Here is a 17,680-nt window from a genome sequence, read left to right on the forward strand (position 1 = left end):
ATGGCAGGCAAGATCGGCGCGAGCGCTGCGCTCAAAAAAGTGGACGGCTGGGCAGCCGGGACTGGCGAGCGTGACATCATGAAGAAGACGTTCAGGTTTTCCGACTTCAAGACGGCGTGGGGGTTCATGTCATCGGTGGCGCTCAAGGCCGAGGCGATGGATCATCATCCCGAATGGTTCAACGTCTACAACAAGGTCGAGGTGACCCTGACAACGCATGATGTGGATGGCGTGTCGGAGAAGGATGTGGAACTGGCGACGTTCATGGACGCGCTTGCGGCCAGACTCAGCTGATGGCCCGTGGCTCAGCCCGGATCAGTTGGTCTGCAGCAGTTTTTGAAGATTGGCTGCGGTTGATACGTCGAGGAAAGTGTCGCTGAAGGCTGGAGAGCGGCGGCTGGATCGTGTGCGCAGTCTGCTCTTGATACGCGATAGCGCGGTCATGAGTTCGCGCTCGAGTATCGGCTTGGCGATGTATTCGTCCATCCCCATCGCGAGGTATTTCGTCCGGTCGCCTGCCATGGCGTCAGCGGTGACTGCGATAACGGGTACGATGGACCAGGGCATGCCGCTCTGGCGGATGTGTTTCAGGGTTTCCGGTCCATCCATGCCCGGCATGTGGGAATCGAGAAGCACGATATCGATCTCCGTCCTGGAAAGCGTGATGAGCGCCTGTCGTCCGCTGGTGGCCTCCGTGACCTCGACCCCAAGAGGTTCAAGCGCTGCGCGTGCGACCCGCAAATTGATCTCATTGTCATCAACGACAAGCGCGCGAATTCCCTTGAGCGAAAAGGTCTCGCGCAGGGGACCGACCCTCAATGAAGCAGGGCCGTCTTTCGGCTCCTCAGCGAGACGTGTTTCGAAGGAAAGCGAGAAGACGGATCCTTCACCCGGTTTGCTGGTGCATGTGATGTCGCCACCCATCAGGCGCGCAAGCTTGCGTGAAATCGCGAGTCCGAGGCCCGATCCCCCAAAGCGCTGGCTGGTGGATCCGTCGGCCTGTTCAAACGTGTTGAACATGCGCTCGCGCTGTTCAGGCGCGATGCCGATGCCTGTATCGCAGACGTGCACGGTGAGGGTGATGCGACCGTCCCGGGACATGTCGCCGGCCATCACGGCGATTGTCACACCACCTCTGGATGTGAACTTGAGCGCGTTGAACACCAGATTGTCGATACACTGGCGCGCACGTGTCGCATCGAAGGCCAGATATTCCGGAAGCCTGGGATCGAAAGCGACCTCGAGCGAGAGGCCTTTCTTGCGCGCAATGGGCGCATAGGTACGCTTGAGCCAGCATATGCGCTCACGAACGTTTTCCACAACCGGATTGATGTCGAGGCGACCTGCCTCGATCTTCGACAGGTCGAGGATATCGTTGAGCAGCACAAGCATGGTGTGGGAACTGTCCACGATCGTGTCGACCATTTCCTTTTCGGCGGCGCCCAACTGCCTGTGCTGCAAGGCTTCCGACATCCCGATGACCCCGTTCAGCGGCGTGCGTATCTCGTGGCTCATCGTGGCAAGGAATTCGGACTTTGCTTCGCTGGCAGTTACCGCATCCCGGCGGGCGTCTTTCAGCGAGACTTCCCGTTTCACCAGGTCGGTGACGTCATGAGCGATACCGACCACGAGGTCATCGTCGAGTCGGGAATAGGTCGCGACCACGTGCCGCCCGGTCGCCGTGACCATGTCAAGTTCGCTACACTTGCGGATTGCATCCATCACCAGCGACTGGCGGACCTGGAAAGTGGCCTCATTGATGCGCGGGAACACGCTTCGCATCTGCAGGCCTACGGCATCGAACAGAGAGGCGCCGTCATCCAGGCTGGAATACATGATCGGCCAGTGGGACCGTGCAGTCCTGTTCGCAAACAGAAGGCTCAAATCGGGACGAAAGACCGTGAATCCGACCTGCAATCTGTCCAGGGAGCGCCAATCCGTATCAGACAGCGTCAGTGCAGTTTCGGTCATTCTGTTGGTCCAAGCGTCACCCTCCCGGCAGACTAGGCCGAAAACATGTAGGGAGTGTAAAACCGCTGTCCGTAGCGGCAATTCCCTGGCTTCCTCAGCGTCAGCTGCCCTTGGTCCACGCGACCTGGTACAGGTCGAAACGCCTGTCCTTGAGGTTCTGCACCGCGCCGGACTGGCGCGCGGTCAGCAGGTCGGAGAGGGACAGGTCTGCGAGGGCAACTGTTTCGGTGTTGGCCGGTGTGTCGGCCGCGATACCATCGCGCGAAAACGGAAAGTCTGACGGCGTGAGGATGCAGCTTTCAGCGTAGTGGATGTCCATGTTTTCGACATTGGGCAAATTGCCCACGACACCGGACATGACGACATAGCACTGGTTTTCGACTGCGCGGGCCTGGCAGCAATAGCGCACGCGCAGGTATCCGCGGCGCTCATCCGTGCAGAAGGGTACGAAGAGGAGGAGTGCGCCCTGATCGACGAGGTGGCGGGCCTGTTCCGGGAATTCGCTGTCATAGCAGATCATCACCCCGATCGGGCCACAATCGGTCTGGATCACGGTGTTGCCCTTGCCGCCCTGGATATTCCACCAGCGGCGCTCGGACGGCGTGGGATGAAGCTTCTGCTGTGTGTGAACAGATCCGTCGCGCAGGAAGACATATGAGATGTTGAGAATGTCGCCATTCTCCATCTTGCTCGGGTGCGACCCGCCAACAATATTGATATTGTAGGAGACCGCCAGCTTCTCCATGAATTCGATGAAGCGCGGTGTATATTCGGAAATCTTCTCGATGGCGTCGATCGGCGCCAGCGGCGTTTTCTCCAGCGACAGCAATTGCAGTGTGAAGAGTTCCGGGAAGACGACAAAATCCGAGCGATAGTCAGATGCGATATCGACAAAATATTCGACCTGGGCCTCGAACTCGCTGATGGCCTGGATTTTCCGCATCTGGAACTGGACCGTAGTTATGCGGACGCTTTCAGGCAGATGAGTGCCTCCGAGGCTTGGTTTGGCCTTGATCTCCTCCTGCGCCAGCGGGTTTTTCCAGAACATGTGCGTGGCATGGTTCATCGAGGCGGCATCGCCGTCGAGATAGTTTTTCAGCACGCCGATTGGTTCGAACCCCTGGCGGAGCTGGAAAGTTATCACCTGATCCTTCAGTTTCGACCCGACCACTGCCGCCACATAATCGGCCGGGTCCGGATATTCCTTGGCGCGCCTCGCATAGCCGGGCATGCGGCCGCCAAACACGATACCCTTCAGTTCGAGGTACTGGCACAGTTCCTGGCGAACCCGGTAGAAGCGCTGGCCAATCCGCAGGCGGCGGAATTCCGGGTCGACACCCACGTCCATGCCGTAGAGCACATCGCCTTCCGGATCATGCCGCGCGGCGAACCCTACACCGGTGATTTCGTCCCAGGTATGCGGCGCGAAGGCGATGTCGGAATTGATCATGAATGTGGCGCAATGGCCGACAATCCTGCCCTCGTATTCGGCGACGAACTGACCCTCAGGGAAGCGGTTGATATGTCCGAGCAGGTTGTCGCGCGTATAGCCCATGCCGGGGCCGTAGATGCGTTCCGACAGGCTGATCATCGCACCTGCATCGGCAGGTGTCGCGTTGCGGATGATCAGTTTGGCAGCTGAGGTCGACATGGGCTCTCCGGTTACAAGGTAGAGGAAATGAGGTGCCGTCTTGGAATGTGTTCCGGCTAGTGAGGCAGGCGCAGGCTCGCACGCAAACCCCCGAGGACACTGTCCGACAGGCGCAGGTCCCCTCCATGCGCCCTTGCCGTGTCGCGCGCAAGGGTCAGTCCCAGTCCGGTTCCCGATGCGTTCTGGGTTCGCGCTTCATCGAGCCGGGAGAACGGGCGGAACGCCTCCTCGCGGCGCTCGGGGGCAATGCCGGGGCCGTTATCGTCAACGTGGACTTCTGCGGCATGGGGCCCGTCGACCAGGGTGACCCGGATATCCGTTGCGTATTTGACGGCGTTCGAGATCAGGTTGTTGATCGCCCGCTTGAGGGCGAGGGGGCGTCCTGTCACGCGCATGGCATTCGGACCTGCGACGGCGACATGCGCGCCAAACCCTGAGGCCGCTTCGCGGACGAGATCGGAAAGGTCCAGCGAGATGGCCTCGTCTCCTTCCTCACCGCGGGCGAAGGTCAGGTATTCGTCCAGCATCATGGCCATATCATCCAGGTCCGACTGGGCGGCACGGAGATCCTCGGTCGGCTCCATCATGGCGAGAGAGAGTTTGAGGCGCGTAAGCGGTGTGCGCAAGTCGTGACTGACGCCGGCCAGCATCGCCGTGCGCTGGTCGGCAAATGCTGTCAGGCGGCTCTTCATGTCGAGCAGCGCGCGGGCCGCATCGCGCACCTCGGTGGCCCCGGACGGTCGGAAGTCCGGGGCATCGCGTCCCCGCCCAAAGGCGCGGGCGGCGTCCGAGAGGCGCAGGATCGAGCGGACCTGCTGGTTGAGGAAGGCGACCGCGAGGGCGAGCATCAGCAGGGACGATGCGATCACCCAGACGATGAAGAAGTGGGAGTTCACTGTCAGGGCGCGTTTGCGCTCGATGAGAATTTCCACGGTATCGCTGCCGGAAGGGAAGCGGAAATGGAGCATCGTCGCGGGGTCGATGCTGACATCGACCGGCACGCCCAGCCGCGTTTCGAGCTCCTCGCGCAGGGTTCGGCCATAGGCGAATGTGCGCGTCAGTTCCAGGGCGCCTGTCTCCGGATCGACATGGTCGCATTCGAACGTCACGTCGAGGTCGCCTTCGAGCCGTTCGCGCGTGATGGGCGTGTCAGGGCGTTCGTCGCAATAGGACTGGATCAGCGCCGCGTCCCGGGCAATCGACTGGGCCAGCTTGCGGTTCACCTCGGCGAGATGGCTGTTGTAATAGTACCAGGTCATCAGCGCGAGGATCAGCACGACCGGGGCCACGACCAGAAGCAGGCTGCGCGCATAGAGCCCGCGCGGCGTTATATCCCTCAGGCGAAACATGCGACGTCTCAATCCGGCATCAGGCGATAGCCAACGCCTCGCACGGTCTGGATATGGATGGGTTCACGCGGGTTGGGCTCTATCTTGCGGCGCAGCCGGGTGACCTGGACGTCGACCGAGCGTTCCATGCCGGCAGATGTGAGCGCAGCAAGGTCTTCCCGTTCAACGGGTTCGCCGGCTTTCGCCGCAAGTACGGTCAATAATTGCAGTTCCGCATCCGTCAGGCGGATGCGCTTGTCGCCCTCGCGCAATTCGCCGCGGGCGGCGTTGAACACAAGGCCGGACATTTCGACCTCTTCGGGCGGCGTGTCCTTTTGCGACCGGCGCAGGATGGCCGCGCAGCGCAGGGCCAGTTCTTCAGGCTCAAATGGCTTTGGCAGATAGTCGTCCGCACCGGTGCGCAGGCCTGCAATGCGGTCACTCGCCTGGTCGCGCGCAGTCAGAAGCATGACGGGCGTCTCCTTCTGCCGTCCTTCCCGCATGCCGGCCAGCAGGGAGAGACCGTCTTCACCGGGCATCATGACGTCAAGTATCGCGAGATCGAACTCCATACTTGAAAACATGCGGCGTGCCGAGACGGCATCGCTTGCCGTCGTGACCCGGTAGCCTTCGCGCGCCAGGAACCGTTTCAGCAGGTCCCGGATGCGGTCATCATCATCGACAACGAGAATGTGGGCAGGATCCTTCATGGCCATCTCACCTGGACAGCGCCTCGAGTGCGAGCCGCATGCCAGCCACAGAGTCCGGGCCTGCCGCCCGGAAGGCGAGGCGCAGGCGTTCGCGCAGGACAATGGCAATCGGGGTGGTCAGGGTGACCCCGGCGTCAGACAGGACCAGTGTGCGGCGGCGGCCGTCCCGTTCTTCGCGTTCGCGCTCGATCAGGCCGCGCGCGTCGAGCCCGCCGATCAGGCGTGCAAAAGTGGGGACCGTCATGCCCAGCGCTTCGCGCATCTCACTGACTGTGCGGCCCGGCTCATAGCGGATCGATATGAGAATTTGCATTTCTGGCTTGCTCAGCCCTGCTTTCCTGCGGGCTGATTCTGCGGCAGACATGAGTTCGCGCCCACCCGCCAGCAGCAGGCCGACGCCGCGATCAAGTTCCTGATCCATCAGGAAAAGGCGCGGATCGAATGGTCTGTTCAGGTTGACGTCAGGGGCCATAGTCTGAAATGAACGCGAATACATAAAAAGTGCAAGCGAGGAGCGCTGAAATCCATGGCAAGTATCCCTTATGACGACCGCGACGGGTACATCTGGATGGACGGCGAATTCGTCGCCTGGCGTGACAGCAAGGTCCACATCCTGACCCATGCGCTGCACTATGCCTCTGCCGTGTTCGAAGGCGAGCGCGCCTATGGCGGCAAGATTTTCCGTTCGCTCGACCACTCGCAACGCCTGCACAATTCCGCCCGCATCATGGGCTTCGAGATCCCGTTCACGGTTGAACAGCTGGAAGAGGCCAAGCGGGAAGCCCTGGCAAAGTCCGGGCTGGACAGCGCCTATGTTCGTGCCATCGCCTGGCGCGGATCGGAGATGATGGGCGTTTCGGCGCAGAACAACACGATCCACCTGGCGGTGGCCGTCTGGGCCTGGGGTGACTATTTTGCCGACAAGATGAAGGGCATCCGGATGACGCATGCCGAGTGGCGCCGCCCGGCCCCCGACACTGCGCCATGCCACGCCAAGGCGGCTGGCCTTTACATGATCTGCACGCTGTCCAAGCATGCAGCCGAAAAGGCGGGCTATGCTGATGCGCTGATGCTCGATTACCGGGGGCAGATTGCCGAAGCCACAGGCGCAAACATCTTCTTCGTGCGCGATAACGTCCTGCATACGCCGACGCCTGACTGCTTCCTCAACGGGCTGACGCGCCAGACAGCGATCAAGCTTGCCAGGGCCCGCCAGATCGAAGTCGTCGAGCGGGCGATCATGCCGGACGAGCTGGCGAGCTTTTCGGAATGTTTCATCACGGGCAGCGCCGCCGAGATCACACCGGTCGCGGAGATCGGCGCGCATGTCTACAAGCCTGCTGAAATCAGCCACGCCTTGGTGGATGACTATACACGGCTTGTGAACGGCAAGATGGAGCTGGCGCTCTAGCGCTTCAGCCTTCGGCCTGGTCGTCCTTGATCCAGACTTCGACCGGACCTTTGAGCAGCATTGTCAGGGGATTGCCCTTGCGGTCGACGGCCTTGCCGGCGGAGACGCGAATCCAGCCTTCGGAGACGCAGTACTCCTCGACATTGGTTTTCTCTTCGCCCTTGAAACGTACACCAACGCCGCGCAGCAGCAGGGCCTCGTCATAGTAAGGGCTTTTCGGATTGACGCTCAGGCGGTCTGGAAGTGTGTCTGTCATGGGAATGCTCTTTGCCTGCTTCGGGGACGGGACTCAAGAGGACGTTTCAGCCGTCCGCACAAGGCCCGGTCTTCGCTCGCACGTCACTGGCTTCCGGCGACACTGCCCTGCTGCCAGACGCGCAGCAGGTTGCCGCCGAAGAACTGCGCTGCTTCCGGCTCGCCCATGCCGCGCTTTAGCAGCAGGCCCGCGAGTTCCGGCAGGCGGCGGTAGTCGTCGAAGACCGGCTTGTAATTGCCATCCATGTCGGTGCCCATGCAGACATGATTGATGCCAACGGCCTCGGTCAGCTGGAAGATGCGGTCAGCATAACCTGCCAGGTCGCTGATGCCGATCCCGCTCGGCCAGGCGCCGATCAGCCCGCCGGTCGCGGCGACTTCCCGGGCCAGGTCTGCGGAAATGAAGCGGGGATGGCGCATGTCGGTGGTGTTGATGTGGGTGTGCGAGAACATGACTGGCCTGTCCGTGACCGCCAGTACGCGGCGCGCAGCGGTCTCCGGCATGTGGGCGAGGTCGATCAGCATGCCGAGCCTGTTCATTTCGCGCACGATGGATTCGCCTGCGGGTGAAAGCGTGCTGTCATCGCCTGCGTCCGTCATCGGGGTGCTGATCTCATTGGCGCGATAGTGCACCAGCGTGATCGAGCGCACACCATCGGCATGGGCTTCCTGCAGCCGCTCGCTGGAGCCGCCCAGGAAATCTGCGCCTTCGACGGTCCAGATCGCGCCCGGACGGCCGGTCGCCCTTACGGCGCCAATTTCGCCCGGCGCCGACAAGGGTGTCACGAGTCCGTCGCTCGCCAGCTTTTTCAGATTGGTGATCTGAATCTTGTAGCTCGCCCAGGCTTCGCCTTCATCGAAGGAGCGTCGCTCGACGAGCCCCGCTTCCCTTGACAGGTCAAGCACGTTGAAATCGGCCACAGCAGCGAAACTGGCTGCGGCAAGCCCCCCTTCCACCATGTCGCTCACGGTGCGACCCTCGAAAGTGCCCTTGGCAGAATAGACCTGCAGCAAGGGCGGCAGGCCGCTGGCACCCCGCACGAATGTCTGTCCGGGATGGGCATGGGCATCCACGGCAGGATGGGCCTTCAGGAAAGCAGTGCCGCGGGCGCGCTCTTCTGCGCTGAGGTCAAATCCAAGCGGGGCGGCTCGTGGCCGCTTGCGCAGTGAATGGACGCCATAGGCCGTCCCTGCCACAAGCGCGGCCCCCGCGCCCAGCACGGCACGTCGTGTTATCTTGCCCATCCTGTCCTCCCGCCTTTTTGCGCCACTAGCGGCGAGGTCTGCGGGCCCGTCAAGGTGGCGGTCACGCTTGGAAAGTGATGGAGGACCGGATGCCGGGTGGCCGTGGGAGGGTGGCGAGGGGTGAAGTCAGCCCGCTTCGGCCATTGCAGCATCATCCTTGGCCGACGCCCGTTTGAAGGCCTCGCGCGCGTAGACGCGTTCGGAATACGCGGAGAGTTCCGGACTGGCCGGGATGGAGCCGAATTGCAGTCCCCAGCCGATCTGCGACCCGACATAGACGTCGGCGGCGGTAAACCTGTCGCCGCACACAAAGTCCCGGCCCGTGACGGCTGAAATCAGCGTGGCGTGCATCAGGTCGAAGTCGCCATAGCCAATCATCCGTTTCTTGTCCTCGGGAATGTCGATGCCGAGCGACCTGTTGGAGACCGCTGCTTCGACAGGGCCTGCCGCGAAGAACAGCCACCGGTAATAGTCGGCGCGTTCGTCAGGTCCTGGCGCGAGACCGGCCTCCGGGAAGGTGTCCGCAAGGTAGGCGCAAATGGCAGCGCACTCCGTGACGACCCTGTCGCCATGCGTGATGGCCGGCACCTTGCCCATCGGATTGATCGCGAGATATTCCGGTGATCGCATGCCATCGTCATAGCTGATGATGCGGGTGTCATACTCTGCGCCGGTCTCTTCCAGCATCCAGCGGGCAATGCGTCCACGCGACATCGGGTGTGTGTAAAGCGTCAGTTTCCCGGCCATTATCATCACTCCGTTCCCGTTTTGATCTATCGGTTGTGACGGGCCGGAGTCAACGCCAAACCCGGCAGCAAAAATGAAAATCCCGTCACGTCCCAAAGGGCGAGTGACGGGAATGCCAGGGTATTGCGGGTGGGGGGCTGAAGCGGGCGCTATTTGCCGGGCTGGGGCGTGTACCTCAGATAGGGCTTCACCGCCGTGTAGCCTTTCGGGAACAGACGTTTGATCTCATCGGGATCCGTCAGCGAGGGCACGATGATGACGTCTTCGCCATCGCGCCAGTTCACCGGCGTGGCCACTTTGTAATTGTCGGTCAGTTGCAGGCTGTCGATCAGGCGCAGGACCTCGTCGAAATTGCGGCCCGCGCTCGGCGGATAGACGATTGAGGCGCGGATTTTTTTGTCCGGATCAATGACATAGACGGCACGAACGGTGACTTTCGCATCGGCGTTCGGATGGATCATGTTGTACAGGGTTGCCACCTTGCGCTCGGTATCGGCAATGATCGGGAACTGCACGCTGGCATTCTGGGTCTCTTCGATATCCTTGATCCAGCGCTTGTGATCCTCGACACTGTCGACGGATACAACCAGCGCCTTGGCCCCGCGCCTGGCAAATTCGTCTTTCAGCTTTGCCGTATAACCAAGCTCGGTCGTGCAAACCGGGGTGAAGTCGGCCGGATGCGAGAAGAAGACAACCCAGTCCTTCCCGGCCCACTCGTGAAACTTGATCCGGCCTTCCGTGGTGTCTGCTTCAAAGTCGGGGGCTACATCGCCAATCAGAAGGCTCATTATTCAAACTCCTATCACTTGATTTCTGGATCGAAAATGGTGCCTAAGAACAGCATAACCAATGCGCGGCACCTGAAGGTGTCGATCAGTTTTTCTAATGGTCCCGGCAAAGCGAGCAAAAAGCGCCCATGAAACGCCTGATCCTGATGCGTCATGCCAAGACCGAGGCCTGGACCGAGGGTATCGACGATTTCGGCCGCGCGCTGACCGAGCAGGGGCATGTGGATGCCCGTCGCATTGCCGAGGAAATCGTCGCGCAGGGCTGGAGTCCGGCACGCATCCTCGTGTCAACGGCCCGGCGGGCGCGCGAAACCTGTTCGGAGGTCGCCAAAGTGGTTGAAGGGGAACGCGTGCGGCCCATGGAGTCGCTGTATCTGTCAGGCGTTCGCGGCATCGCCGATGCCGTGCGGCAGAATGACAGCGCGTCAACCTTGATGGTAATCGGACACAATCCGGGCCTGCACGACTTTGCGCTGAACATCCTGCGGGACGGCGGTAGCAGCGATTTCACGAGTTCGGAGCGGCTGCTGGAGAAATTTCCGACGTCATGCGCTGCCCTGTTCGAGGCTGATGAAGAGGGCGCATTCCTGCCGGTACATTTCCGGCTGGCCGATGTCCTGCGGGCGAGGGACTACCGGGAAGCCGGTACGGCCTGAAGATACTCCGAAAAGAGGACGCCACCCTGCCATTGGAGAAAAGCAGGATGGCGTCGGAAGCCGCAGGCGAGCAGGGTCAGGGGAGAGGCAGTGTCGCCGGAGAGTGCGGCTTCTGGTGTGTTCAGCCAGCCGTTCTGGCAGCGTGAACATCCGTAAGCGCGGGAATGTCGATCGCGCTTATGGCCTTGCTCATTGTCTGTGCTGTGCAAAGCGAGGTGGCCAGATCCTGTCCGACCTGGAAGTTTGCATGTTCAGCGGCGCAGCGCTTGGCGACCTCGTCCCGAATCTTGGTGTATTCTGCCGGCGCGCCTTCAGGCGTTTCAGCTGCGGTGCTGTCAAACGTGACAGCCATCTGGAAGTCATCGCTCGCTGCAAGCGCCGGAGCGGTGAGGAGGGAGGCAACCAGGGCGGCGGCAATAAGGGGGCGTTTCATCTTTCTGATCCTTTTGAATGCTCGGGAAGAAAACCGGCGCCGCGCCCCGAGGGGCAGGGGCGCAGCGCCGGTTGGACGCTGACGATCAGCGGGCGTCGCGGCGTGCGAAGCGGCGGCGGCGGCGGACCAGCAAGGCAGGTCGTCCCCCGAGGCTGACATCATTGGCCGGCATGGACCGGGCGGTTGCCGCGCCGGTCAGGATGGCATGAGCCATCTTGGCGGCAGGGGCAGGGGTTTCGATGTCGTTGAGACGGGCGCGGGGGGGCATGTTCTTCTAGTCCTTCTTGCTTGGTCTGAATGTCTTGGGCGAACCATTCCGCCGTCGACACAAACAAGATAGGGTGATAATTATCGAAAAGCAATAATAATTTATCGAAAAAAAATAAAAATGAGATAAATCCGGGACTTATGCCTCGTTGTTTTTCGATATGGTAGCACTGTGTCCCGGTACAAGGCCCGTTAAATCCGATTCATGATGAAAAACGTCAGGCCTGATTCTGTTCAGGCTGACGGGGCGCGCCCCGAATCCGCCATGTCGGGCAGGCGAAGGTCAAAGGCGAGTTGGCGCGGAGCGGCCGGTTTCTGTTTCCTGACCGGGTTTGAGCGGCGGGAGCGGGGCGCTTCCGGCATGGCATCGTGGGACCGGAGCGTGGTGGCCCTGCCCGAATAGATTCGGTCCCGGGCTTCCCGGGCCGCCGCCATGTGATCGACAATGCGCATCGGATAGGTCTGCCCCAGAACAATACCGGCATCGGCCAGTTCAGCCTTGGGCGCGTCCCATGGCGCATGAATGTGGGCCGTCGGCAGCGTGGCCAATTCCGGCACCCAGCGCCGAATGAACGTGCCGTCGCGATCATGGTCGAGCGATTGCTTCACGGGATTATAGATTCGCGGGATCGCCGATCCGGACGCGCCCGATTGCAACTGCGCCTGGGGATAATGAATCGCCGGTTCAAAATCGGTGAACAGGGCCGCGAGGCGTGCGGCGGGATGACGCCAGTCCATCCAGAGATGCTGCGAAGCAAAAGCCATGACCATGGCGCGTGCGCGATGATTAAGCCAACCGGTCTGGTTGAGCGAACGCATGCACGCGTCGAGGAAGGGAAAGCCCGTGCGGCCATTGATCCATGCTTCAAGACGCGGGTCACCGTCTGACAACACATCGCGCTGCACATCAGGCTCACCCAGCAGGTTGCGTCCACTCAGCGAGGTCTGGTTTTCGAATTTCTGCATGTCGTTGCAGTGCCACTGGAGGCGTGAGAGAAACGCGTCCAGCGACGCGGCAAAGGTGGAGTCGCCGTCAAGTTCCAGATCGGTCCGTGCGCGCATTACGCCCTGACAGGCTTCCCGGATCGATACGGTGCCGAATGCGAAATGCGGTGACAGGCGCGAGCACGCGCCGGTGGCGGCCTGGGGGCTCGCCATGTCGGTGCGATAGCGCCGGCCGCGCGCCGCAAGGAAAGACCGGAGAAGTTCAACGCCTTCGGCCCGGCCTCCGGGCTGGCGGCCGGGACAGCGATCTTGCGGCAGACCAAAGTCTTCAGCGATGGGCCATTCACCAGGCGGCACGTCCGGAGGGGGGAGACTTTCAGGCGCCTTCGCGCGGGGAAGGCTCATGAAGGCTTCCCAGTGTCGCTTCCAGGCCTCAACGTCATTATGCCGCCTGACAACGCCGTTCTGCGGCTGCTCTCGGAATGCGACACCTGCCTTGAGGGCCCAACGCTGCACCGTGCGATCACGGTCATAGGTCCATTGTGAGCCGGTTTCCTCATGCGCGTGGATCGCCGCAAGACCATGGCGCCTGTGAAGCCCTGCAAACACTTCTGCTGCGTTGCCAACGCGCAGGCACAATGCCGAACCGCGTGCCTTCAATGCTTCGTCGAGGCTCTGGAGGCTTTCCATCAGGAAATCGAACTGCCGCCGGGAATGTTCGGCCTGCGCCCAGAAATCAGGTTCGAAAATATAGAGCGGCAGCACGGGTGCGCCGCTAGCCATCGCGGCAAGAAGTGGCGCATGATCATGGACCCGGAGGTCGCGCTTGAACCAGACAACATGCAAGTCAGTCATGGAACAAATATAGAACATCCTTGCAGACGCTCAAGCTTTTTCTGCATCAAAATTCGCCCGGAGCGATTTCTTTGACGAATGTTCGGAGACCGAAGCGACGTCTGCTTCTGGTTTGTCGCTGAACTTATCCACAGACCGTTTCCAGCCACATGGCTGCGGATGGGTTCTCTTCATTCGAGCAAGATGCGTCATCCCGGCAAGGAATGTGGCCCTGCCGGAGCCGGACATGTTTGCGGCGGACGAGGCGGCATGATCTCGCCACCGACACTTGAGGCGCCGCCACCCCAGTTTGGCGTATGGCCGGCTCAGCGATTGCGCTGGCTCTGGGGCTTCCCGCAGATCTGGCGCGACCTGATGCGGCGGCCGCGCAACTCGATCAGGGTGATCGGCCTCGCAGGCTTTGTGTCCATACGGCGGACGCCGGGGCCGTTGGGGAGGGCCTGATGCTGCAATCCTATGCCTCCGGTATCGGCGCTGGCCTCGCCGCGCCGGGCAGGCCACCTGCGGTCAAGGTCCTGGTCGCACTCACATCGTCGCTTTACGGGCCGCTGCAATCCGTCGCCATGGCCCGCCCAATCCATGGGCTCTGCCACACGCCGCACGTCTGGGCGAAGACGCATCATGTGCTCCACCGCCCCTCAAGCCCGCACGGCCAATTTTACCCGGCGTCAGGCTTGGCGAGCCTGCGATGGAGAACTAGGATCACTCCAGATACAATGCCTGACAATTGAGGAGCCGCCGCCATGGCCTATGACGTCACCGAAGATCTGGACGCGTTCCGCGCCGAAGTGCGTGACTGGTTGGAGGCGAACTGTCCGCCTTCGATGCGCACGCCAATGAAAGACGATGAAATTGTCTGGGGCGGCAGGAAGGGGGAATTCGTCAATCCGGACTCAAAGATCTGGCTGGAACGGATGGGTGAAAAAGGCTGGACGGCCCCGGAATGGCCGGCTGCCTATGGTGGCGGTGGGCTCAACAAGGACCAGAACCGCGTGCTGCAGGAAGAATTGCGCCGGATAAGGGCGCGCCCTGCGCTCTTTTCATTCGGCCTGTGGATGTTCGGCCCGGCCCTGCTCGAATTCGGCAATGAAGAGCAGAAGAAGCGTTTCCTGCCCGATATCGTCAAAGGCAAGACACGCTGGTGCCAGGGCTATTCAGAGCCAGGCGCAGGGTCCGATCTCGCCGGCCTCCAGACCAGGTGTGAGGACAAGGGCGACCATTACCTGATCAACGGCCAGAAGGTGTGGACATCCTATGCCGATCAGGCCGACTGGATCTTCTGCCTTGTGCGCACCGACACATCTTCAAAGCACGAAGGCATCAGCTTCATCCTGTTCGATATGGAGAGCCCGGGTGTTGAAGCACGTCCGATCCTCCTGATCTCCGGTTCGTCGCCCTTCTGCGAAACCTTCTTCACCGATGTGAAAGTGCCGAAGGACCAATTGGTCGGCCGCGTGAATGGCGGCTGGGAAATCGCCAAGCGCCTGCTTCAGTTCGAACGCTCGTCGATTTCGGCTGGCGGTTTTGGCGGCACCGGCGGGTCAGGTATTCTCGGCCCGGAAGAATATGCCAAGATGCATGTCGGCACCGACAGCGAAGGCCGGATTGCCGATGGTGACCTGCGCGGGCGCATTGCGGACCACAAGATGTATGCCAAGGCCTTCAACCTGACGGTTCAGCGACAGACCGAACAGGCCAAGGCCGGCCAGCAGGTCGGGCACACCGCGTCCATCCTGAAATATGGCGCGGCCAAGATGAACCAGGATCGCCATGAACTCCTGATCGAGGCGCTCGGTTCGGAAGGTCTCGGCTGGGAAGGGGAGGGCTTTGACGAAAGCGCGATGAAAGCCACCCGCGGCTGGCTGCGGTCAAAGGGCAACTCAATTGAGGGCGGCACCAGCGAAATCAACCTCAATGTCATTGCCAAGCGCGTTCTGGGACTGAAAGACCATCAGTAGGCATGGGCGTGATCGAGTTCTGGTTCGAGTTTGCATCGACCTATTCCTATCCGGCTGCGATGCGGATAGAGGCGCTCACCAGTGCAGCGGGGCACACGGTTGCTTGGACACCGTTCCTGCTCGGGCCCCTGTTTCATTCGCAGCAGGGGCTGACTGATAGTCCATTCAACGCCTTTCCTGTGAAGGGCAGATACATGTGGCGCGACTTTGCCCGTGTCTGCGCGAAAGAGGATTTGCCGCTGGAAACGCCGGCGGTGTTTCCGCAGAATGGGCTCCTCGCGGCGCGTTGTACACTCGCGCTTCCAGAGGAGGCACGCGCTGCGTTCGTCAAGGCGGTCTACACCGAGAACTTTGTGCGTGGCGCAATGATTTCCGAACCGGATGTCATTGCCCGTTGCGTGGAGTCCGCCGGGCAGGATTCCGGCGCTGTGCTGGCGCGATCCGGCAGCGATGAGATCAAGGCCGAACTCAAGGCCAATACCGGGGAAGCCATCCGCCGCGGCGTGTTTGGCTCGCCAACCTTCTTTGCCGATGACGGCGAAATGTTCTGGGGCAATGACCGTCTGGAAGACGCCATCGCATGGCAAGACGCGCCCCGCAAAGTAAAGTCCATTGGAGGGACGAAATGAGCTTCGTATTGACTGAAGACCAGGAAATGCTGCGTGACACCGCCCTGGCATTTGTACGCGATGAGCTGCCAGTGACCCATTTGCGCACCCTGCGCGACAAGGGTGCCAATGGCCATGACGCCGACACCCGCAAGAAACTGGCAGAGCTCGGTTTCTTTGGAGTCATCATTCCGGACGAACCGGGCGGCGAGCATTTTGGCCTTGTTGGTCTCGGACAGATCCTTGAGGCGCAAGGGCGTACGCTGGCGGCGACACCCCTGCTTCAAACGGCCCTCATCGCCGCGTCAGCCATCCAGCTCGGCGGCAGCAAGGCGCTGCAGGCTGAGTGGCTGCCAAAGATCGCCTCGGGCGAAACGACGTTCGCGCTGGCGCTTGATGAGACAGCGCATTTCTCTCCGCTGAATGTCGCGACAGAAGCCGAGCGCAATGGCCAGGGCTATACGCTGAACGGCATGAAGCGTTTTGTGCCCGGCGGCCATGATGCAGACATGTTCATCGTCGTTGCCCGCACATTCGGAGAGCCTGGCGACCGCCACGGCATCACCCTGTTTCTCGTACCCGCAAATGCCAGGGGCGTAACGGTGCAGGAACTGAAAACGGTTGATTCCCATGGCGCCGCGCACGTGACGTTCGAGGATGTCATGGTCAGGGAAGGCGCAGCGATTGGCCCCGTCGACGAAGGTGCGGACGTGCTGGAACCGGTGCTGGACCGGGCTGCCATCGGGCTGGCCGCCGAAATGCTCGGATCGTCTGCGGCCGCATTCGAGATGACGCTGGAATACCTGCAGAGCCGCAAGCAGTTTGGCCAGCTGATTGGCTCGTTCCAGTCGATGCAGCATCGCGCCGCCAAAATGTTCGTCGAACTGGAAATGACCCGGTCCTGCGTGGCCGCAGCCCTGGCTGCCGTTGATTCCGAAAAGGGCGACGTGGCCGAGCTGGCAAGCCTGGCCAAGGCAAAGGCGGGCGAGCTTGTGCATCTTGTCTCGAACGAATGCGTCCAGATGCATGGCGGCATCGGCATGACCGACGTGGCCGATCCGGGCCTCTACATGAAACGCGCCCGCGTACAGGAAGCGCTTTATGGCAGCGCCAGCTGGCATCGCGACCGTTACGCGCGGCTTCAGGGTTTCTGATCTCCGTTCGAATCCAGACATGAAAAAGCCGGGCCAGCCATGCTGTGCCCGGCTTTTATTTTTCCGCAAGCGGATCGAACGGTCAGCCCTTGAGGGCCGAGCCCTTCTTGAGCGCCTTGGCGATCAGGTAGTACATGACGGGGCGGTGCTTGGCGCGCACCGACTTGCCATATTTGGCAATCGCGTCCGCGATGGCGGCATCCGCCTTGGCTTCGTCCGTGACGCCCAGCTTCTTCGCGACAAAGCCCTTGCGAACGCGTGCAAGTTCTTCCTTGTCGGAAGCGGCGATGGTTGCCGTGTCCGATTTATAGATGGTTGGACCAGATGCTTTCACGGCAGCTTCGAGCAGCGCCATGTCAGGACGGGCTTCGCCGACTTTTTCTTTCAGGTCGGCGATGTATTTTTCCATCAGCACTTCCTTCGCTGTTGGCGCCTTGGCTGGCGCAGCGATTTTCGGTGCGGGTGCGGCCTTCTTGGCGGCGGCGGGTTTCTTGGTTTTTGGCTTGGTTGCTTTTGCCATGGGAGTGTCTCCTCAATGGGCCCTGAAGCGGGCGGTTTTTGTCTTACGCAGCTTAAATCTCGAATCATTTCGACACGCGCAGGCACACTGACCTTTTTTTCCACACCCTGCCAACCCCCTTTCGCTGCAAGATGCATTTCCGTTCACCTTCAAAACATCCGTAGAAAGAATAAAAAGT

General features: G+C 61.1%; 20 protein-coding genes. 7 read left to right on the plus strand and 13 right to left on the minus strand.

Going from position 1 to position 17,680, the window contains the following annotated elements:
* The gene (locus ACQ66M_RS10100; RefSeq protein WP_350170451.1) at positions 1 to 294 is read left to right on the plus strand and encodes a 4a-hydroxytetrahydrobiopterin dehydratase; all 294 of its coding nucleotides are present in this window, start codon (positions 1 to 3) and stop codon (positions 292 to 294) included.
* Positions 295 to 315: 21 nt separating this feature from the next.
* Here the strand turns inward: ACQ66M_RS10100 and ACQ66M_RS10105 are convergent, their stop codons facing one another.
* The 5 genes from ACQ66M_RS10105 to ACQ66M_RS10125 all read right to left on the minus strand — a co-directional run bounded on the left by ACQ66M_RS10105 (position 316) and on the right by ACQ66M_RS10125 (position 6,132).
* The gene (locus ACQ66M_RS10105; protein ID WP_430403598.1) at positions 316 to 1,971 is read right to left on the minus strand and encodes an ATP-binding protein; all 1,656 of its coding nucleotides are present in this window, start codon (positions 1,969 to 1,971) and stop codon (positions 316 to 318) included.
* A gap of 100 nt (positions 1,972 to 2,071) precedes the next feature.
* Positions 2,072 to 3,622, minus strand: a complete 1,551-nt coding sequence (locus tag ACQ66M_RS10110) for a GNAT family N-acetyltransferase (protein WP_350170449.1) — start codon at positions 3,620 to 3,622, stop codon at positions 2,072 to 2,074.
* A gap of 56 nt (positions 3,623 to 3,678) precedes the next feature.
* Positions 3,679 to 4,971 carry an ATP-binding protein gene (locus ACQ66M_RS10115; protein WP_430403600.1) on the minus strand — a complete coding sequence of 431 codons (1,293 nt, stop codon included), beginning with the start codon at positions 4,969 to 4,971 and terminating at the stop codon, positions 3,679 to 3,681.
* 8 nt (positions 4,972 to 4,979) lie between these two features.
* Positions 4,980 to 5,666, minus strand: coding sequence for a response regulator (locus ACQ66M_RS10120; RefSeq protein ID WP_430403602.1), 687 nt, complete (start codon positions 5,664 to 5,666; stop codon positions 4,980 to 4,982).
* Between the two features lies 1 nt (position 5,667).
* The gene (locus ACQ66M_RS10125; protein WP_350170446.1) at positions 5,668 to 6,132 is read right to left on the minus strand and encodes a MarR family winged helix-turn-helix transcriptional regulator; all 465 of its coding nucleotides are present in this window, start codon (positions 6,130 to 6,132) and stop codon (positions 5,668 to 5,670) included.
* Positions 6,133 to 6,186: 54 nt separating this feature from the next.
* On the opposite strand from ACQ66M_RS10125, the gene ACQ66M_RS10130 reads away from it, so the two are divergent.
* Complete coding sequence (locus tag ACQ66M_RS10130; protein ID WP_430403604.1) at positions 6,187 to 7,071, plus strand: branched-chain amino acid aminotransferase; 885 nt, start codon at positions 6,187 to 6,189, stop codon at positions 7,069 to 7,071.
* Positions 7,072 to 7,075: 4 nt separating this feature from the next.
* On the opposite strand, the gene ACQ66M_RS10135 is transcribed toward ACQ66M_RS10130, so the two are convergent.
* The 4 genes from ACQ66M_RS10135 to ACQ66M_RS10150 all read right to left on the minus strand — a co-directional run bounded on the left by ACQ66M_RS10135 (position 7,076) and on the right by ACQ66M_RS10150 (position 10,106).
* On the minus strand, positions 7,076 to 7,327 hold the full coding sequence (locus tag ACQ66M_RS10135; RefSeq protein ID WP_350170444.1) for a DUF3297 family protein: 252 nt from the start codon (positions 7,325 to 7,327) through the stop codon (positions 7,076 to 7,078).
* Between the two features lie 83 nt (positions 7,328 to 7,410).
* The gene (locus ACQ66M_RS10140; protein WP_430403606.1) at positions 7,411 to 8,571 is read right to left on the minus strand and encodes a dipeptidase; all 1,161 of its coding nucleotides are present in this window, start codon (positions 8,569 to 8,571) and stop codon (positions 7,411 to 7,413) included.
* Between the two features lie 126 nt (positions 8,572 to 8,697).
* The gene (locus ACQ66M_RS10145; RefSeq protein WP_430403608.1) at positions 8,698 to 9,318 is read right to left on the minus strand and encodes a glutathione S-transferase family protein; all 621 of its coding nucleotides are present in this window, start codon (positions 9,316 to 9,318) and stop codon (positions 8,698 to 8,700) included.
* A 149-nt stretch (positions 9,319 to 9,467) separates the two neighbouring features.
* Entirely contained in the window at positions 9,468 to 10,106 is a 639-nt protein-coding gene (locus ACQ66M_RS10150; RefSeq protein WP_430403610.1) for a peroxiredoxin, read from the minus strand.
* A 128-nt stretch (positions 10,107 to 10,234) separates the two neighbouring features.
* Here ACQ66M_RS10150 and ACQ66M_RS10155 point away from each other — a divergent pair, with 128 nt between their 5' ends.
* Positions 10,235 to 10,762, plus strand: a complete 528-nt coding sequence (locus tag ACQ66M_RS10155) for a SixA phosphatase family protein (protein WP_430403612.1) — start codon at positions 10,235 to 10,237, stop codon at positions 10,760 to 10,762.
* 121 nt (positions 10,763 to 10,883) lie between these two features.
* Here ACQ66M_RS10155 and ACQ66M_RS10160 read toward each other — a convergent pair whose 3' ends face one another.
* From ACQ66M_RS10160 to ACQ66M_RS10170, 3 genes are all read right to left on the minus strand, one after another.
* Positions 10,884 to 11,195, minus strand: a complete 312-nt coding sequence (locus tag ACQ66M_RS10160) for a UrcA family protein (RefSeq protein ID WP_430403613.1) — start codon at positions 11,193 to 11,195, stop codon at positions 10,884 to 10,886.
* A gap of 85 nt (positions 11,196 to 11,280) precedes the next feature.
* Positions 11,281 to 11,463: a hypothetical protein gene (locus tag ACQ66M_RS10165; RefSeq protein ID WP_350170438.1), complete on the minus strand. Its 183-nt coding sequence runs from the start codon at positions 11,461 to 11,463 to the stop codon at positions 11,281 to 11,283.
* A 233-nt stretch (positions 11,464 to 11,696) separates the two neighbouring features.
* Positions 11,697 to 13,262: an FAD-binding domain-containing protein gene (locus ACQ66M_RS10170; protein WP_430403615.1), complete on the minus strand. Its 1,566-nt coding sequence runs from the start codon at positions 13,260 to 13,262 to the stop codon at positions 11,697 to 11,699.
* A 296-nt stretch (positions 13,263 to 13,558) separates the two neighbouring features.
* On the opposite strand from ACQ66M_RS10170, the gene ACQ66M_RS10175 reads away from it, so the two are divergent.
* The 4 genes from ACQ66M_RS10175 to ACQ66M_RS10190 are packed head-to-tail and all read left to right on the plus strand — an operon-like array spanning position 13,559 to position 16,982.
* A complete protein-coding gene (locus tag ACQ66M_RS10175; protein WP_430403617.1) occupies positions 13,559 to 13,993 on the plus strand; it encodes a hypothetical protein in 435 nt (144 codons plus the stop codon).
* A gap of 12 nt (positions 13,994 to 14,005) precedes the next feature.
* Entirely contained in the window at positions 14,006 to 15,220 is a 1,215-nt protein-coding gene (locus ACQ66M_RS10180; RefSeq protein ID WP_350170435.1) for an acyl-CoA dehydrogenase family protein, read from the plus strand.
* Between the two features lie 2 nt (positions 15,221 to 15,222).
* On the plus strand, positions 15,223 to 15,849 hold the full coding sequence (locus ACQ66M_RS10185; RefSeq protein WP_430403619.1) for a 2-hydroxychromene-2-carboxylate isomerase: 627 nt from the start codon (positions 15,223 to 15,225) through the stop codon (positions 15,847 to 15,849).
* Positions 15,846 to 16,982 (plus strand): acyl-CoA dehydrogenase family protein, encoded by a 1,137-nt coding sequence (locus tag ACQ66M_RS10190; RefSeq protein WP_430403621.1) that lies wholly within the window; start codon positions 15,846 to 15,848, stop codon positions 16,980 to 16,982. The genes ACQ66M_RS10185 and ACQ66M_RS10190 overlap by 4 nt, the downstream gene beginning before the upstream one ends.
* 82 nt (positions 16,983 to 17,064) lie before the next feature.
* Here ACQ66M_RS10190 and ACQ66M_RS10195 read toward each other — a convergent pair whose 3' ends face one another.
* Positions 17,065 to 17,502: a DUF2853 family protein gene (locus tag ACQ66M_RS10195; protein ID WP_350170432.1), complete on the minus strand. Its 438-nt coding sequence runs from the start codon at positions 17,500 to 17,502 to the stop codon at positions 17,065 to 17,067.
* Positions 17,503 to 17,680: the final 178 nt, after the last annotated feature.

Origin of the sequence: Hyphomonas sp. (genome assembly GCF_965284475.1) — a bacterium.
In the GTDB taxonomy this organism is placed as follows: Bacteria; Pseudomonadota; Alphaproteobacteria; order Caulobacterales; family Hyphomonadaceae; genus Hyphomonas.

Bases quoted from the DNA above. Each gene is read 5' to 3' on its own strand.
- ACQ66M_RS10110 (WP_350170449.1), bottom strand. From the start codon at position 3,622: ATGTCGACCTCAGCTGCCAAACTGATCATCCGCAACGCGACACCTGCC.
- ACQ66M_RS10120 (WP_430403602.1), bottom strand. From the start codon at position 5,666: ATGGCCATGAAGGATCCTGCCCACATTCTCGTTGTCGATGATGATGAC.
- ACQ66M_RS10140 (WP_430403606.1), bottom strand. From the start codon at position 8,571: ATGGGCAAGATAACACGACGTGCCGTGCTGGGCGCGGGGGCCGCGCTT.
- ACQ66M_RS10125 (WP_350170446.1), bottom strand. From the start codon at position 6,132: ATGGCCCCTGACGTCAACCTGAACAGACCATTCGATCCGCGCCTTTTC.
- ACQ66M_RS10175 (WP_430403617.1), top strand. From the start codon at position 13,559: ATGGCCGGCTCAGCGATTGCGCTGGCTCTGGGGCTTCCCGCAGATCTG.
- ACQ66M_RS10165 (WP_350170438.1), bottom strand. From the start codon at position 11,463: ATGCCCCCCCGCGCCCGTCTCAACGACATCGAAACCCCTGCCCCTGCC.
- ACQ66M_RS10160 (WP_430403613.1), bottom strand. From the start codon at position 11,195: ATGAAACGCCCCCTTATTGCCGCCGCCCTGGTTGCCTCCCTCCTCACC.
- ACQ66M_RS10145 (WP_430403608.1), bottom strand. From the start codon at position 9,318: ATGGCCGGGAAACTGACGCTTTACACACACCCGATGTCGCGTGGACGC.
- ACQ66M_RS10115 (WP_430403600.1), bottom strand. From the start codon at position 4,971: ATGTTTCGCCTGAGGGATATAACGCCGCGCGGGCTCTATGCGCGCAGC.
- ACQ66M_RS10150 (WP_430403610.1), bottom strand. From the start codon at position 10,106: ATGAGCCTTCTGATTGGCGATGTAGCCCCCGACTTTGAAGCAGACACC.
- ACQ66M_RS10190 (WP_430403621.1), top strand. From the start codon at position 15,846: ATGAGCTTCGTATTGACTGAAGACCAGGAAATGCTGCGTGACACCGCC.
- ACQ66M_RS10135 (WP_350170444.1), bottom strand. From the start codon at position 7,327: ATGACAGACACACTTCCAGACCGCCTGAGCGTCAATCCGAAAAGCCCT.
- ACQ66M_RS10170 (WP_430403615.1), bottom strand. From the start codon at position 13,262: ATGACTGACTTGCATGTTGTCTGGTTCAAGCGCGACCTCCGGGTCCAT.
- ACQ66M_RS10185 (WP_430403619.1), top strand. From the start codon at position 15,223: ATGGGCGTGATCGAGTTCTGGTTCGAGTTTGCATCGACCTATTCCTAT.
- ACQ66M_RS10155 (WP_430403612.1), top strand. From the start codon at position 10,235: ATGAAACGCCTGATCCTGATGCGTCATGCCAAGACCGAGGCCTGGACC.
- ACQ66M_RS10195 (WP_350170432.1), bottom strand. From the start codon at position 17,502: ATGGCAAAAGCAACCAAGCCAAAAACCAAGAAACCCGCCGCCGCCAAG.
- ACQ66M_RS10180 (WP_350170435.1), top strand. From the start codon at position 14,006: ATGGCCTATGACGTCACCGAAGATCTGGACGCGTTCCGCGCCGAAGTG.
- ACQ66M_RS10100 (WP_350170451.1), top strand. From the start codon at position 1: ATGGCAGGCAAGATCGGCGCGAGCGCTGCGCTCAAAAAAGTGGACGGC.
- ACQ66M_RS10105 (WP_430403598.1), bottom strand. From the start codon at position 1,971: ATGACCGAAACTGCACTGACGCTGTCTGATACGGATTGGCGCTCCCTG.
- ACQ66M_RS10130 (WP_430403604.1), top strand. From the start codon at position 6,187: ATGGCAAGTATCCCTTATGACGACCGCGACGGGTACATCTGGATGGAC.